Below are 13,442 nucleotides of genomic sequence, written 5' to 3' on the forward strand. Positions count from 1 at the left end.
CTGGGTATGTTGTTACATTTATCTATCCATCAGTTTGCGTTAGTGGATGAACTGGAACTGGAATTCAAACCCGGTATGGCAGTGATTACCGGTGAAACCGGGGCCGGTAAATCGATTCTGCTGGATGCACTGGGGATCGCACTCGGGCAACGAGCAGAAGCCGACAACGTACGCTTTGGTGCCAACAAAGCTGAAGTTAGCGCCAGTTTCACCCCAAACGACAATGCCAGAAGCTGGCTGGAACAACGTGACCTACCCACGGATGATGATCAGATTATCTTGCGCCGTGTAGTGTCCAGTGAAGGCCGTTCACGTGGTTATATCAATGGCCGCCCGGCCTCTGCCAATGATCTCAAAGATCTGGCTCAATGCCTGATTGATGTTCACTCGCAACATGCTCACCAACGCCTGCTGCAAAAAGATACCCCACGACAACTGGTGGATGCTTTTGGCAACCTGCAACAAGATGCCCGCGCCGTTTCTCAGGCATTTAAGCAATGGCAAAAGAATGCGCAACGGTTAAAAACCCTCAGCGAAGAAAGCAGCGAAATACAGGCACAACGCCAGTTGCTGAGTTATCAGGTTGAAGAGTTACGTGAACTGAATCTGAGTGAAACCGAGCTGGATGAGTTAGAAGCCGAACATAAACGATTAGCCAACGCTGAAACCATGTTGCTTAGCGGCCAGCAAGCATTAGCCGCTTGCCTGGGGGATGCCTCTTATTCTGGTACAGAGATGGCTGCAACTCAGCTGGCCTATCAGGCCATGACCTTGTTGAATCAGCTGGATGACAATCACCCAACTCTGCTGGAAGCCAAAGAGCTGTTACAGCAGGCGCATATCCAGCTGGAAGAAGCTGGCTTATCGCTGCAGCGCTATCTGGAACAGGTCGATATTAATCCGCATCGGTTACAGCAGGTAGAAAGTCGCTTAGGTGAAATCTTCTCGGTGGCCCGTAAGCATCAGATACAACCACAACGCTTGTACGCTTACTGGCAGGAACAGGAAGATCAGTTAGCTCAGTTAAATCTGAGCGACGATGATTTATTAGAACTGGAACAGGAAGTGGAACGTCTGCGCGAACACTTCCAACAGCTGGCACAAAAGCTATCCAACAAACGTCAAAAAGCAGCTGCGAAACTGGATAAAGAAGTGGAAGCACACTTTGAGTCACTGGCGTTAGATCGTGCTCGTTTTATGACACAAGTAGAGCCTCTTACCTCAAAAACAGACGAGCCTCGTCAAGCCAACCATCATGGTATCGACCAAATCAGCTTCCACGTACAAACCAACCCGGGCATGCCTTCCGGGCCGTTGGCCAAAGTGGTTTCTGGTGGTGAGCTCTCTCGTATCAGCCTGGCGATTCAGGTAGTGACCGCAGCCACCAGCCAGATTCCAAGTTTAATTTTTGATGAAGTGGATGTTGGTATTGGTGGCGGCACCGCGGAGCGCGTGGGTCGTTTAATGCGCTCCCTCGGAAAACCAAGCAAGGAAGAGGCTGGGCAAGTTATGTGCGTGACCCACCAGCCACAAGTTGCTGCTCAGGCTCACCAGCATTTTCAGGTGAGTAAAATCAGCGGTGATAATTCCACGCACACTCAGATCCGTGAATTGAACAACAAACAACGCTCGGAAGAGTTAGCACGCATGTTAGGCGGTGTGGATATTACTCAACAAACACTGGCGCATGCGCAAGAGATGTTAGATCTGGTGCAATGATTTTTAATACATCTGATCTAATACATTGAACCTAATACATCTGAACTAATACATCTAAACCCTGCGAAAACAAAAAAGCCGGATTCTGACGAATCCGGCTTTTTGGTAATAGCGTATGCTTTGATCGGGCGATTACTTCTTCTTGCCCGGAGGATAGGCTGCGAAGATAGTTTTTAAGGCTTCCTGAATCTGCTCAGTACGCTCCGCCGGGGTACGGCCTTCTTTGATCGTGTCAGAGCCAGCACCACGCCACAATAATTCTTTGCTCTTGGCATCCACAATATCAATGATCAATGTGCCTTCTTTGTATTCATGCACACGGGTGTCAGCCTGTAAGCCTGCACCAAAGCCACGAACTGAATACGGATAGTAGCCAAAGCTGGTGTAGAAAGTATTTACATCGGTTTTATTTTCAACCTTGGTCAGGTAGTTCACCAGAATCTGAGCTTCTGCTGCTGGTACCTTGGTTAAACCGGCTGCGGTTAATTGCTGCTCTAATCCTTCACGAATACGGCGATCGTTTAAACCATCAACATGGTATTTGTGTGAGCCCGTGTCTTTTGTCATTTCCAACCAATTCCACTTGGTCAGCTCGGCAAAGTTTACGTCTTCGTTGTAATCATAATCGGTGCTGATTGAGCTACAGCCTGCTAACAGTAAGATGCCAGCCCATACCATGATGTGTTTTAACATAATATCGTCCTTTATTAATTTGCCAGAAGGCGTTTTGTACACACTCTATCAGTTTCTTTTTGTGGTGCAATTGAGATGTGTTAACAAACATCAAATCTTTTTCAACCGCCCAATTTATCAATCGTCAGAACAAAAAAAGCACACCCTGTTTAAAGCAAGGTGTGCTTTTTTAAACCATTTGGTCGAGCGAAGTAACGCTTACAGCATGGACTTCAGACGCTCGGCAATCAGGGCATCCGCATCTTTCATAATGCCGGAAATCAGTTCTTCACACGTTGGTACGCTATGGATCAGACCAGCCACCATGCCGCAAGACCAGGCACCGGCATCCATATCACCGTCTTTCATCACCCGTGGGTAAACACCCACAACTTCATTGGCGATATCATCAAAGGTCAGATCAGCACCCAGCTCACGCTCTTTCTCCAGCACTTTTTCAACCGCTGGATTGGTTAATACACGCTCGGTGTTACGCAGTGGACGCATCACCAGGCGGGTATCTTTTTCAGTAGCATTCACAATCGCTTGCTTTACATTCTCGTGTACTGGCGCTTCCTGAGTAGCTACAAAACGAGTACCCATGTTGATACCTTCTGCACCCATGGCTAATGCCGCAACCAGAGAACGGGCATCGGCCATACCGCCAGACGCCAGGAATGGAATCTCCAGCTCGTCCGCCGCACGCGGCAACAGAATCATGTTCGGAATATCGTCTTCACCCGGGTGACCACCACACTCAAAACCATCAACCGATACTGCATCACAACCAATCGCTTGTGCTTTCAGCGCGTGTTTTACCGAAGTACATTTGTGAACCACGGTAATACCGGCATCTTTCAGCAACGGCATGTATTTTTCAGGGCTGCGACCAGCGGTTTCAACCACCTTCACACCACCTTTCACAATGGCATCGATATAGCCCGGGTAATCAGGGGTATTAACGGTTGGCAAGAAGGTCAGGTTTACCGCAAATGGCTTGTCGGTCATATCGTTACAACGAGCAATTTCGTTGGCCAGATCCGCCGCCGAACGCTGAGTCAGGCCAGTAATGGTGCCCATACCACCAGCGTTCGATACCGCAGCGGCTAATTCAGCAAAACCCACGTAGTGCATACCACCCTGCATGATTGGGTGCTGAATGCCTAACATTTCTGTAATTTTGGTTTTCATCGTTGTTAATTTCCTTGTTAATCGTATTGAAATTAATCGTGCTTAAATTCGGGTTTACGGCCGTCGATAAATGCCTGAATGCCTTCTTTACCATTCTCCGACATCGCATTGCGCGCCAGTAACATACCTTCGTGATGCAGCTGAGATTCCAGTGATTCATCAAAGCTGCGTGACATTAACTGTTTAACAGCAGCAAACGAGGCCTGAGAGCCCTCGCTGAGTTTTTTGGCCAGCGCATCAACCGTGTTGTCCAGCTCTTCTGCGGCAACAACCTGATTCACCATGCCCCACTCCAGCGCTTTTTCGGCCTTAATGGTCTGGTTGAGCAGAATAAATTCCTGCGCCCGTTTTACTCCGATCGCGCGTGGCAGAAAATAAGTTAAACCACCGTCTGGATTCAGGCCAACACCGGTGTAAGCTGCGGCAAAATAGGCCTTATCGGAAGCAATGGTCAGGTCGCCGAGCAACGCCAGACTCAGGCCAATGCCAGCCGCGGTGCCCTGCACGCTGACAATCACCGGCACCGACATACGTGATAACGCAGAGTAGGCCGAATGCAGACGGTCTGCCAGCTTCTTGATCGCCACATCCAGATGATCGGCATTGGCCTGCATATACGCCAGATCACCACCACCGGAGAACAGCTTGCCATTACCCGACAGCACCACCACGCGTGCCTGCGAGTTCATCATGCATTCACGCACAACATCATCCAGCTCATCGGCCAGCGCCTGATTAAAGGTATTGCCTTCTTTCGGGCGATTCAGGGTAATACGGGCGATGCCCTGATCGAGAGAAAAGGTCAGAAGTTGGTATGCCATGCTGGTTGCCGCCGCTTCAGATAGTGGAATTCAAAAAATTGCTGCGCGAACCCTAACATCTTATCGGCGTGGCAAAAATAACATTTGTTAAGAAGGGGGGGGGCAGCGTAAGCCGCAGCTGGCTGCCAAACGGGCCGGGCTATTGGTTCGGATACTCAAACTTAGTAGTCACCCGTCCATCTTCTTCAATAGTGAGTGTAAAGGCATCCCAATCGCCACCGGTATGCGCTTTCATTTTGGCGTGGAGCTCCTTGACAAGCGGCATTACTGGCCTCCGCAAATTTACATCTAAGGCAAGCGACTTAGCTTCCTCTCCAATAAAATAAACGAATTCAGAGCCAACGCTACTACTCCCATCTTCATAGCCATGATCATAGTCAAATCGACACCTCGATGTTGAAGCATTTTCTGGAGTGCTGCCTTTAACAATCAAATACAATTTATCAATTATTTGACGTTGCTCTTCAATCGGATCAGTCATTCTAGCTCCTGTTATATTTTTAAAGTCTCAAATTCTGGCTTTATTTTAAATAACGCAGATTTTAATCTGCCAACGCCCCCTTTTTATTACACCAAAATCAACATGGGGAACTTTCTTCTTTTCAAATCGAAGTGTCACATTAGGTATGAACTAATAAAACCAAAGCAAGAATGCAGATTATAGTAAAACCTGTTTTCTAGTCCAGATTCACATCTAACAGACTGTTTGTTGTTCGCCGTTAACTGGGTTAATGTTTATACCCGTCAAATTGTTTTCCAGCAGGAGTACTCTGAATGGTTCATTAATGATAATTTGCGTTTCAGCATATTCCAGTCGGAAAATACAATGTGCTGCTTTATCTGGATTGATAATAAGATTATTAAAAACCTTATATTGACCAGCTAAATCAGGCCGGACTGGGTCATCTTCTGTAAACTTTATAAATTCTGACCTTTCTTCATCTACTGCATCACACCTACCTGGAATAAGCATTAAATAAAAGTCATCTTCAACTACTGGAACATTAATTGTCACTGGATGAAAATGCACGCTTTGGCGGATTTCAGATTCTGTTGCGCTGAGCACGGTCTCTTTAAATCTGGCACTGACAACCGGAGGCTCTTTCGCACCCATAACAAAATTGAAATCTTTTGGTTTACCCGGTATTGCGACAGTTATATCAATCGGACTGTTTAAGCCCGATAAACGACCAGCAGAAATATTTTGTTCATACTCCCAAAGTTTCGATTCAATCTCAAAAGATAACCTTCCCAATTTCCAGCGATCAGCTTCTTTAGGAAGCCACATGCCGTCTTGTAAAAGAAAATATTTCATTTTAATTACCGACTCCCGTGAGCCAATTATTTACTTGTGAACCTGGTGTTCTCGCTTCATTACCGATCCATTTTAGCCTTTCTTTAAAGGCTACTGTGTAGGATTGGCCTTCAGACTGAAGGCCTCTTATTGAATCCGACAATCTAGCAAAGAAATTGTTGATGGTATTCCTCAAGGTGAGGTCTCCTATGACCTAGAACAGGTACAATATTTAAGTTTTCTATTCATTGGAGGCAAGAATCTCTGTTGTTGATTTATTACCCCCAGGCTACGACAAAATCAAATCCGAGGAATATTTTCCGGTGATTTAATTTTTTTGCATAGAACAAACTGAATTACATAGCATCATCAGCAAATCAACCTTATCTATGGTGTTATCCAGCATTAAAACCTTATGATGCCTCTGACATAAGCTGCATTAACCAATTTTCCGTCCACGCCAGTGACTTAGGTATTGGATCATCGTCTGCAATTACATCAATCTTGCAAATATCTCCCACCCGCTTGCCATTTAAGTCTTGCATGATCAGATCCACTTCTTCGCTGGCGGCACAAAAATCACGATAGCGGCTGCTGCCTAAGCCAATAATTCCGTACGGTGCATTATTTATGCTGGTGTCTTTGCCGTCTTCAAAACAGTCATTGGCGAACATAAACAGGCTGAAAGGTAAGCCACCCTGACCGGTGGTGGAGGTAATCACTAAATAGGCATCGGCCTGAGGCTCTAAGTCGCTGGCCCAGGGTTCTTTACTCAGTGATACCTGATGCCCCTGTTCAGTGAGCCATGCAGAAACGGCATCGGCCGTTCGGTGTGCATTGCCGGTTACCGAACCGGCCAGAATCGTAATATTCATAATTCCATTCTTATTAATTTGGCTATTGGCCATACAGTGTTTCTTGGGAATAGCTGGTTTCTAACGATCGACGTTCAGCCTTGGTCATACTTTTCAGCACCAGTGCATAGGAGTTATCAATCATTCGCTCCAGCTCACCCATAGGAACTTCGCCGTTAAGAATAATGGTGTTCCAGTGTTTTTTATTCATATGGTAACCGGCGAGTACGGAGTCAAATACATCACGCAGCTGAATTGCTTCTTCCGGGTCGCATTTTAAATTCATCCGGTAGCCGCTACCGCGTTCTTCGATTTCTTTTGAATTGACAGGAGACAAAGTCGCAAACATTTTATTTTTAACTTTTATCACCGCAACGTCCGGGTAAAACGGAAAGTCTTCCCAGGCTTCAGGCTTGGATAATAAATATTCGCGAATTTTTAAATGATCCATTTTTTAGATTCCTGAATAGTAGAGTTAAACGAATACATTATTTTTCAGCCACCGGATCGGACGGCACATCCTTGTGCCGGCGATCCTACCGCCACATCCTGTGGCTGCTTTGAAAAACAATCTATCTATTCAACTCATTTTGAGGGCTTAGCTCTCAACAGCCACCCGTTTTACCCGCGGTGTTAGCTGGCAAAATAATTCATAGGCAATGGTGTTACACAGAGAGGCAATTTCATCCACATCAATTTGCTCGCCCCATAATTCAACCACGTCCCCAATCTCAATATCATCAAATTCAGAAATATCCACAGTTATCATATCCATGGATACCCGCCCTACTAATTCACAGCGGTGGCCGTTAATCATTATTGGGGTACCACAAGGAGCCTGACGCGGATAGCCATCACCATAACCAATGGCGACCACCGCAATACGGCTGTCTTTCTCTGCCGTCCAGTCACCGCCGTAACCCACTTTTTCTCCGGCTTTAACCTCATGGGTGTGAATCACCTGGGAGCGTAACGACATCACAGTTTTTAACCCCAATTCAGCGGCTTTCTGATTCGTCAGTGGAGAAGATCCATACAACATAATGCCTGGGCGGCTGATGGAATCTTCGGTTTCGATCTCCGCCGCCAGCTGAGTGATGGTGGCTGCACTGTTCGCCACACTCAGCGGCACGGGCCAGGGTTGAGTTTGCATGGCTGCCATTGAATCCGCCAACGCTTCCGGCTGAGCGGTATCGGCATCGGCAAAGTGAGTCATCACATGTTTCAGCTGCAACTGTTCATCGGCTTCAATGGCCGCCAATAACGCTTCGGACTCTTCGACCCGCACACCTAAGCGGTTCATACCCGAGTTAATTTTCAGCCAGACACCCACCGGGTTTTCCAATACGGCTTTTTCGCGCTCTGCCAGTTGTTGAGAGTGATGAATCACTAACTGCAAATCGTGGGCACTGGCTTGTTGCCATTCAGTCGCATCATAGGCGCCCTGCAATACCAGTACCGGGCGTTTAATGCCCACTTCACGCAGCAACAAAGCCTCATCAACACAGGCCACGGCAAAACCATCGGCATCGCCCAATGCCCGGGCACAGGCGACAATGCCATGACCATATCCATTGGCTTTAATCACGGCATAGACGCGCCCGGCGGCCTTTTGTTTCGCCAATTGGTAGTTATGACGAAAATGAGACCAGTTGATAAGAGCTTGGGTTGGACGTGTCATAAAAGGCTTAACTCACTGCAAAAGTAGTAGCTTGTGGCAAAACGGGTACAATAGCAGATTGTGAAACTGAACGACTAACACGGAACCCGATGAATGCCCAGCCATCCGCTGTTTACTGACAAAACCATCCCACTGTCTGCCACTCTGGCGGCCACCATTGGGCTGGAAGAAGCAGTATTGCTCACCGTATTAAACGATGCAGCCAGCTTGCAGGAGCAGGCCTGGGTTCGTTTGTATAACCAGACGTTACGCAATCACTTGCCGTTTTGGGATGATGTCACCATTCGCCGGGTGTTACGCAGCTTGATCGATAAAGGCCTGGTGCAGTTACAGGGAGAGGTGTTCCCGGATGGTGAGGGGCTGATATTTAGTTTTGGTCAGCCATTCGCAATGCAGCAGGCAGCACTTCAACAAGCAGCACCTCAACAAAGAAAGGCCCAGCAACCAGTGGCACCACAAGCATCAGCTTTTCAGGGGCAGCAATCTCCGCATCAACCGCTGGGGCAGCAGTGGCAGCCCAGCGCCGATACGCTGATACGTCTTAAGCAACACGGTATCAGCAGTGCCTTTGCCATGACCCAGCTGGATAGCTTTATTCTGAAAGGTCAGGAGTTAGGCGCAAATCGCCGAGACTGGAATCATCGTTTTTTCCAGCACGTGAAAAGTCAGTGGGCTTATGCTCAGAACGATGCCGCACGCCAGCAAAAGCAATTACAGCAGCAGGCGTTTGGTCAGCCTACCTTTGCCAACCAGAATCCTTCACGCGACCGCACTGCCTTTACCGTGCAGGCCGACGAAGCCAAAGCCATTCAGAGCGATTGGTTGCCCAGTCAGGATGCTTGTCAGATTCTGCAACGGGCCGGAATTGATCCACAATTTATTCAGGATGCCGTACCCGAGTTTGTGCTTTATTGGGCCGAACGTGGCGACGCCTTTAAAACCTGGAACAGCAAATTTATTCAGCATGTGCGCCAGCAATGGGCGCGTTACAGTGCTTCGGTCGAGCATTCAACCGTACCCACCCGCATCGCTGAAAACTGGCAACCCGACCCGGATTGTTTTGATATTTTATCCATGGGTCATATTGATCATCAGTTTGCCCACAGTCTGGTGCCTGAATTTGTGCTGTACTGGCGCGATTCCAATCAGGTGCATACCAGCTGGAACAGCCGCTTTTTACAATATGTGAAACAACAATGGGCCAAGCGTTTAGCTCAAACCAACAATCACTCAGGCAACAGCCACTCAAACAATAACCCGGCGGGAGAACAACATGGACAACACACCCAGCACACAGCTGCTCAACCGGGTTACACAACAGCTGAAGCAAGCGTCCAGCGACTCAAAGACACCAGCTGGTAAACAAACGCCGGACGCTACGGTTGAACAAAAAGAAGCGATTAATCAGATTTTTGAATTATTCCGCTTTAATTATCACAACCAGTTTTTAAAGGCGTTTCCGGATTACGACACCATGATTATGGCGAAGCGTTTATGGTCGCGTTTACTGGTGGAATACAGTGGAGAGGTGATTATGCGGGCGGCGGAAAAAGCCGTTAAAGAAAGCCGCTTTTTGCCCAGCGTACACGAAGTATTAGAGCGTTGTGATAGCGCAGAAGTATTGGGTTTACCCAACGCCTACGCCGCTTATATCGAAGCCTGCCGTGCGCCGTCGCCAAAAAAAGAATACCGTTGGAGCCATCCGGCAGTGTACTTCGCCGGCCGCGCCAGCGACTGGTATTTTATTGCCAATACCCCCGAAGACAAAGCCTTTCCGGTGTATAAGCGTAATTATGAAATTCTGCTGAAACGTATTCAAAACGGGGAAGAACTGGAGATGGAAATTGCCAGAGCCATTCCGGAAACCATCGAACACCCGCTGAACAACAAAGAGCAAAAGCAACGGCTGGCGGCATTGATGAAGGCGCTGTAAATATTTTCAGATAAAACTTAGAAGGACTGCATATTAAAATGGATTTTAAAAACTTTAATGTTAAACAGCTCCTGCAATTGCAAGCCAGTATTACAAATGAACTCCGCGAACGTGGAGTTGTGAGAACACATAATAATCCGCTTGGTGATTATACTGAATGGCTTGTTTCCAAAGCCTTGAACCTGGAGCTAGCTGAAAATTCCAAAGCAGGCTTCGATGCCATTTCTGCATCTCATTCAAAAATCCAAATCAAAGGCCGCCGGGTTACCGCTAAGAACCCATCAAGGCAACTAAGCGCCATACGTAACCTCGAATCAAACGACTTTGATGAATTAGCAGTCGTAATATTCGATGAAGCATTCAATGTCCTTGATGCCGTTATCATGCCCCATGCCGTCATTAGTGAGTACGCCAGCTATCGTCAACATACAAACGCCCATGTTTTAAACCTTCGCGGTTCCATTCTAAAAGACCAAAGAGTTCAATCCTTTCAACATCAGCTGGAAGTTGCTGTAAGTTCCGAAACAATTGACGGTACTAAATAATGGTACTAATATGAAAAGAAAGCATCAGAAGACGCTTGAGCTTATATTCAACCGCCCAGTGAGCGGCAATGTAAAATGGAAAGACATTGAGCAGCTTTTCCTTGAACTGGGTGCAGAAATTACCGAAGGAGAAGGTTCGCGAATTGGGGTTCGTCTGTTTGACGAACGCAGAGTATTCCATCGCCCACACCCTTCTCCGGATACCGACAAAGGCGCTGTCGCCAGTATTCGTCGCTGGCTGGAAGCACATGGAGTAACACCATGATTAATGTAATGAAAATTGATGGCTATGATGCCGTTATTAATTATGACCCTGATATTGAAATGTTCAGAGGTGAATTTATTAATCTGAACGGCGGCGCTGACTTTTACGCCGCTGATATCAACGGTTTGCAAACAGAAGGAAAAGCCTCATTGGCGATGTTCCTAAAAATGTGTGAAGAAGACGGCGTTTCTCCCAAAAAACAATACTCCGGTAAATTTAATGTGCGCCTCAGCCCGGAACTCCATGAATCTTTGGTTTTAAAAGCCGCCGCAGCGGGTAAAAGTATCAATCAGCTAGTTGTCGATTCAATATCTCACACCGTTGCAGATGGGTTCTGAATCAAGCTTCTAACACTTCCTCTCAATCCCCTTCGTATTTATAGCCCACGCCATAAACCGAATAAATCCATTCCTGATGTGGCGCGGCTTCCGACATTTTTTTGCGCAGTTTTTTAACATGGCTATCGACCGTACGGTCACTAACAACACGGTGGTCGCGGTAAATATAATCCATTAACTGATCACGGGAAAAGACCCGTCCCGGTTCCTGCGATAAGGTTTGTAATAATTGAAATTCGATAGCCGTTAAATCCAGTGGTTGGCCACAAATACTGGCTTGCAGTTTATCCACATTCAATTGCAGTGACGTTTCTTCAGCCGCGGCTTGCGGTTGTTGCAGGCGCTCTACCCGACGCAGAATTGCTTTAACCCGGGCCACCACTTCACGTGGGCTGAATGGTTTGCAAATATAATCGTCAGCGCCCAGTTCCAGTCCTAATAAGCGATCGATTTCTTCAACCTTGGCGGTAACCATCACCACTGGCACATCCGATTGCTGGCGTATTTCCCGACAAATAGTTAACCCGTCTTTGCCTGGCAACATCAGATCGAGTAACACTAAATCCGGCTGTACTGACTGAAATACCTCCAGTGCTTCATTGCCATCGTGCACCATGGTCACCTGATACATAGCCTGACGTAAATAATCGGCTAATAAAGTGGCAAGTTTAATTTCGTCTTCAATAATCAGAATGTTCATCGTGTATGCTCCGCAAACAATGGCAAAGTTATCTTAATACCCAATCCACCATATTGGCTGTTAAAGGCATGAATATTACCATCGTGTGCTTCTATAATTTTTTTACAAATTGCTAAACCTAAACCGGAACCACCGGTCTCACGATTGCGTGAGGCTTCAACCCGGTATAAGTGATCAAATAATTTTTCCAGCGCGTCATCCGGAACACCGTGACCGGAATCCTCAATGGTTAGCTGAACGGTGTTCTGCTCTGCCTGCAACGTGACGTACAAATCGTCTGCCGCCGCATATTTCATGGTGTTGGATAAAATATTTTCCAGCACCTGCTGCAGCCGGTTGCCATCAGCCCATACCGGCACACTATGTTGTGCCTGCCAGTGTAACTGCACACCAGCATCGCGCAGAGCGGTTTGATAAACCGCCAGTGTGTCGTCTAATAATACTGTTAAATCAAAAGACTCTTTGCGGTAACGCATGGCCCCCAGATCGGCATTGGTTAATTCGTATAAATCCTGAATCAGCCGGGTCAGTTGTTCGGCTTCCTGCTGCAAAGATTTTAAACTGGTCATATCCAGTGGTCGGATGCCATCCATAATGGCTTCAATTTCACCACGTAAAATCGCGACGGGTGTGCGCAATTCATGCGACACACTGGCCACCCACTGTTTACGGGCGTTTTCATTATCTTCCAGCGTTTGTGCCAGGGCATTCACATCATTTGCCAGCTGCGCCAGCTCATCGCGCCCATGAGGTGTTAAGCGCTGCTGATAATCGCCCTGAGTTAAACGGTGTGTGGTGTGCGCAATCGAACGTAATGGCCGGGTCCAGTGACGTGCTAATGGAATGGCAACCAATAACGCAATCACAATCATCACCGCAGCGACCACCAGCAACGCCTTATGCTGGTGATTACGAAATGCTAAATCAGCGGCATCAGTCAGTTGTTTCGCCGGCGGCATAGTTACCCAGCCTACCAGCTGGTTATCAACACGAATTTCAGACAGGGCAAAATCTTCCTCATAACGCCCGAGCAATAAGGTTTTATCCGGCGCTAATAAACCCGGGCGAAAGTTATTGCTGCCACGGCGTGGTTTATGGCCCGAGGGTGGAATATGAGGCGATTTTTCTTTGTTCAATCGATCTTGCCTAAAGCGTTTGCGCTCACGTTCCAGTACCTTGTCCATTATCGAACGCCAGTGAACACGAATATCATCCCAGTTACCGTAGCGTTGGTAATAACGCTGCAGCTGTTGCACCAAACGCTCCTGCTGCTGTAACTGCTGGCGATTCACGTATTCCAGTAAGCCCTGATCAAAGCTCCATTGCACGGCCAGCACCATCGTCAGCAATAACAAAGAGATGGTGCCTAAAAAAGCGGCTATTAATTTATTCTGAATCGTCAACGGAATGCCTGAAAATCAATCGGAGT

The 13,442-nt window shown here is 47.3% G+C and carries 16 protein-coding genes; 6 read left to right on the forward strand and 10 right to left on the reverse strand.

Annotated features, from left to right (window positions below; genetic code table 11):
* Positions 1 to 6 precede the first annotated feature (6 nt).
* Complete coding sequence (recN, locus tag ACO05E_RS04850) at positions 7 to 1,719, forward strand: DNA repair protein RecN (RefSeq protein ID WP_419811858.1); 1,713 nt, start codon at positions 7 to 9, stop codon at positions 1,717 to 1,719.
* A gap of 132 nt (positions 1,720 to 1,851) precedes the next feature.
* On the opposite strand, the gene ACO05E_RS04855 is transcribed toward recN, so the two are convergent.
* The 8 genes from ACO05E_RS04855 to alr form a co-directional block, all read right to left on the reverse strand.
* Positions 1,852 to 2,412 (reverse strand): DUF4136 domain-containing protein, encoded by a 561-nt coding sequence (locus tag ACO05E_RS04855; protein WP_419811859.1) that lies wholly within the window; start codon positions 2,410 to 2,412, stop codon positions 1,852 to 1,854.
* A 198-nt stretch (positions 2,413 to 2,610) separates the two neighbouring features.
* Positions 2,611 to 3,582, reverse strand: a complete 972-nt coding sequence (locus ACO05E_RS04860; protein ID WP_419811860.1) for an NAD(P)H-dependent flavin oxidoreductase — start codon at positions 3,580 to 3,582, stop codon at positions 2,611 to 2,613.
* 32 nt (positions 3,583 to 3,614) lie between these two features.
* Positions 3,615 to 4,403 (reverse strand): enoyl-CoA hydratase/isomerase family protein, encoded by a 789-nt coding sequence (locus ACO05E_RS04865; protein WP_419811861.1) that lies wholly within the window; start codon positions 4,401 to 4,403, stop codon positions 3,615 to 3,617.
* A 139-nt stretch (positions 4,404 to 4,542) separates the two neighbouring features.
* Positions 4,543 to 4,884 (reverse strand): hypothetical protein, encoded by a 342-nt coding sequence (locus tag ACO05E_RS04870; protein WP_419811862.1) that lies wholly within the window; start codon positions 4,882 to 4,884, stop codon positions 4,543 to 4,545.
* A 213-nt stretch (positions 4,885 to 5,097) separates the two neighbouring features.
* Positions 5,098 to 5,718, reverse strand: a complete 621-nt coding sequence (locus ACO05E_RS04875; protein WP_419811863.1) for an imm11 family protein — start codon at positions 5,716 to 5,718, stop codon at positions 5,098 to 5,100.
* A gap of 392 nt (positions 5,719 to 6,110) precedes the next feature.
* Complete coding sequence (locus tag ACO05E_RS04880) at positions 6,111 to 6,572, reverse strand: flavodoxin domain-containing protein (RefSeq protein ID WP_419811864.1); 462 nt, start codon at positions 6,570 to 6,572, stop codon at positions 6,111 to 6,113.
* A 22-nt stretch (positions 6,573 to 6,594) separates the two neighbouring features.
* The gene (locus tag ACO05E_RS04885; RefSeq protein ID WP_419811865.1) at positions 6,595 to 7,002 is read right to left on the reverse strand and encodes an MmcQ/YjbR family DNA-binding protein; all 408 of its coding nucleotides are present in this window, start codon (positions 7,000 to 7,002) and stop codon (positions 6,595 to 6,597) included.
* A gap of 147 nt (positions 7,003 to 7,149) precedes the next feature.
* Positions 7,150 to 8,232: an alanine racemase gene (gene alr / locus ACO05E_RS04890; protein WP_419811866.1), complete on the reverse strand. Its 1,083-nt coding sequence runs from the start codon at positions 8,230 to 8,232 to the stop codon at positions 7,150 to 7,152.
* A 93-nt stretch (positions 8,233 to 8,325) separates the two neighbouring features.
* On the opposite strand from alr, the gene ACO05E_RS04895 reads away from it, so the two are divergent.
* From ACO05E_RS04895 to ACO05E_RS04915, 5 genes are read left to right on the forward strand one after another with little or no spacing between them, the layout of a single operon-like run.
* Positions 8,326 to 9,594 (forward strand): DnaT-like ssDNA-binding domain-containing protein, encoded by a 1,269-nt coding sequence (locus ACO05E_RS04895; protein ID WP_419811867.1) that lies wholly within the window; start codon positions 8,326 to 8,328, stop codon positions 9,592 to 9,594.
* A complete protein-coding gene (locus ACO05E_RS04900) occupies positions 9,506 to 10,165 on the forward strand; it encodes a replication protein P (protein WP_419811868.1) in 660 nt (219 codons plus the stop codon). Before ACO05E_RS04895 ends, ACO05E_RS04900 begins: the two co-directional genes overlap by 89 nt.
* 38 nt (positions 10,166 to 10,203) lie before the next feature.
* Positions 10,204 to 10,710: a DUF6998 domain-containing protein gene (locus tag ACO05E_RS04905; protein ID WP_419811869.1), complete on the forward strand. Its 507-nt coding sequence runs from the start codon at positions 10,204 to 10,206 to the stop codon at positions 10,708 to 10,710.
* 10 nt (positions 10,711 to 10,720) lie between these two features.
* Positions 10,721 to 10,975: a type II toxin-antitoxin system HicA family toxin gene (locus ACO05E_RS04910; RefSeq protein WP_419811870.1), complete on the forward strand. Its 255-nt coding sequence runs from the start codon at positions 10,721 to 10,723 to the stop codon at positions 10,973 to 10,975.
* Positions 10,972 to 11,313, forward strand: coding sequence for a type II toxin-antitoxin system HicB family antitoxin (locus ACO05E_RS04915; protein WP_419811871.1), 342 nt, complete (start codon positions 10,972 to 10,974; stop codon positions 11,311 to 11,313). Before ACO05E_RS04910 ends, ACO05E_RS04915 begins: the two co-directional genes overlap by 4 nt.
* A 22-nt stretch (positions 11,314 to 11,335) precedes the next feature.
* On the opposite strand, the gene ACO05E_RS04920 is transcribed toward ACO05E_RS04915, so the two are convergent.
* Both ACO05E_RS04920 and ACO05E_RS04925 read right to left on the reverse strand, forming a co-directional pair.
* The gene (locus ACO05E_RS04920; RefSeq protein WP_419811872.1) at positions 11,336 to 12,013 is read right to left on the reverse strand and encodes a response regulator; all 678 of its coding nucleotides are present in this window, start codon (positions 12,011 to 12,013) and stop codon (positions 11,336 to 11,338) included.
* Entirely contained in the window at positions 12,010 to 13,416 is a 1,407-nt protein-coding gene (locus ACO05E_RS04925; protein WP_419811873.1) for an ATP-binding protein, read from the reverse strand. Before ACO05E_RS04925 ends, ACO05E_RS04920 begins: the two co-directional genes overlap by 4 nt.
* Positions 13,417 to 13,442: the final 26 nt, after the last annotated feature.

Origin of the sequence: Bacterioplanoides sp. (assembly GCF_965226395.1) — a bacterium.
Lineage (GTDB): Bacteria > Pseudomonadota > Gammaproteobacteria > Pseudomonadales > Oceanobacteraceae > Bacterioplanoides.

Excerpts from the sequence above, each read along its gene's own strand:
- recN (WP_419811858.1), top strand. The coding sequence starts at position 7 with ATGTTGTTACATTTATCTATCCATCAGTTTGCGTTAGTGGATGAACTG.
- ACO05E_RS04855 (WP_419811859.1), bottom strand. The coding sequence starts at position 2,412 with ATGTTAAAACACATCATGGTATGGGCTGGCATCTTACTGTTAGCAGGC.
- ACO05E_RS04860 (WP_419811860.1), bottom strand. The coding sequence starts at position 3,582 with ATGAAAACCAAAATTACAGAAATGTTAGGCATTCAGCACCCAATCATG.
- ACO05E_RS04865 (WP_419811861.1), bottom strand. The coding sequence starts at position 4,403 with ATGGCATACCAACTTCTGACCTTTTCTCTCGATCAGGGCATCGCCCGT.
- ACO05E_RS04870 (WP_419811862.1), bottom strand. The coding sequence starts at position 4,884 with ATGACTGATCCGATTGAAGAGCAACGTCAAATAATTGATAAATTGTAT.
- ACO05E_RS04875 (WP_419811863.1), bottom strand. The coding sequence starts at position 5,718 with ATGAAATATTTTCTTTTACAAGACGGCATGTGGCTTCCTAAAGAAGCT.
- ACO05E_RS04880 (WP_419811864.1), bottom strand. The coding sequence starts at position 6,572 with ATGAATATTACGATTCTGGCCGGTTCGGTAACCGGCAATGCACACCGA.
- ACO05E_RS04885 (WP_419811865.1), bottom strand. The coding sequence starts at position 7,002 with ATGGATCATTTAAAAATTCGCGAATATTTATTATCCAAGCCTGAAGCC.
- alr (WP_419811866.1), bottom strand. The coding sequence starts at position 8,232 with ATGACACGTCCAACCCAAGCTCTTATCAACTGGTCTCATTTTCGTCAT.
- ACO05E_RS04895 (WP_419811867.1), top strand. The coding sequence starts at position 8,326 with ATGCCCAGCCATCCGCTGTTTACTGACAAAACCATCCCACTGTCTGCC.
- ACO05E_RS04900 (WP_419811868.1), top strand. The coding sequence starts at position 9,506 with ATGGACAACACACCCAGCACACAGCTGCTCAACCGGGTTACACAACAG.
- ACO05E_RS04905 (WP_419811869.1), top strand. The coding sequence starts at position 10,204 with ATGGATTTTAAAAACTTTAATGTTAAACAGCTCCTGCAATTGCAAGCC.
- ACO05E_RS04910 (WP_419811870.1), top strand. The coding sequence starts at position 10,721 with ATGAAAAGAAAGCATCAGAAGACGCTTGAGCTTATATTCAACCGCCCA.
- ACO05E_RS04915 (WP_419811871.1), top strand. The coding sequence starts at position 10,972 with ATGATTAATGTAATGAAAATTGATGGCTATGATGCCGTTATTAATTAT.
- ACO05E_RS04920 (WP_419811872.1), bottom strand. The coding sequence starts at position 12,013 with ATGAACATTCTGATTATTGAAGACGAAATTAAACTTGCCACTTTATTA.